We start from the raw sequence: 707 nt of genomic DNA, 5'->3' as shown, positions 1-707 counted from the left end.
TGCCCGTCGTCGACCTGCCGCTCGGGGCGAGCGAGGACCGCGTGCTCGGCTCGATCGACATCGACAGGGCACTGCGCGGCGAGCTCGCCTACGCACCGGGGCTGCTGGCGGCGGCACACGGCGGCATCCTGTACATCGACGAGGTCAATCTGCTCGACGACTACCTCGTCGACCTGCTGCTCGACGTCGCTGCCTCCGGGGTCAACACCGTCGAGCGTGACGGGCTCAGCCACACCCATCCCGCCCGCTTCGTGCTCGTGGGCAGCGGTAATCCGGAAGAGGGCGAGTTGCGTCCTCAGCTCGAGGACCGGTTCGGCCTGTCGACGCCGGTCGAGACGATCACCGAGGTGGAGCAGCGGTGGGAGATCGTCCGGCGGCGACTCTCGTTCGAGAGAGACCCCGAGGCCTTCACGGCCGACTGGGCCGACCGTGAGGAGCGGTTGGCGGCACGCATCGTCCGGGCCCGCGAGCGCTGCGCCGACCTGGTGCTCAGCGACGACGTTCTCGGGGCGGCGGTGCGTATCTGCGTCGACACGCGCGCCGTCGGCCACCGAGCGGAGCTCGTGCTCGTGCGGGCGGCGCGCGCCGCGGCAGCGCTCGCCGGGAGACCGGAGGTCACCGTGCACGATCTCGCCGCCGTCGCTGTGGCGGCGCCGCCGTCACCTCTCCCGCCCCCCAGCGACCGCCACCGCGTCCACACCGCCATC

General features: G+C 72.4%; 1 protein-coding gene. It reads left to right on the top strand.

Annotation, left to right across the window (positions count from 1 at the left end; genetic code table 11):
- Positions 1–707 (top strand): ATP-binding protein (locus NS220_RS18970; protein ID WP_058625481.1); only part of this gene is annotated, 707 nt, incomplete at both ends.

The organism is Microbacterium testaceum (assembly GCF_001476655.1).
Classification (GTDB): Bacteria; Actinomycetota; Actinomycetes; order Actinomycetales; family Microbacteriaceae; genus Microbacterium; species Microbacterium testaceum_C.
The sequence above is the reverse complement of the archived record's forward strand: the minus strand, read 5'-3'. Positions and strand labels throughout refer to the sequence as shown.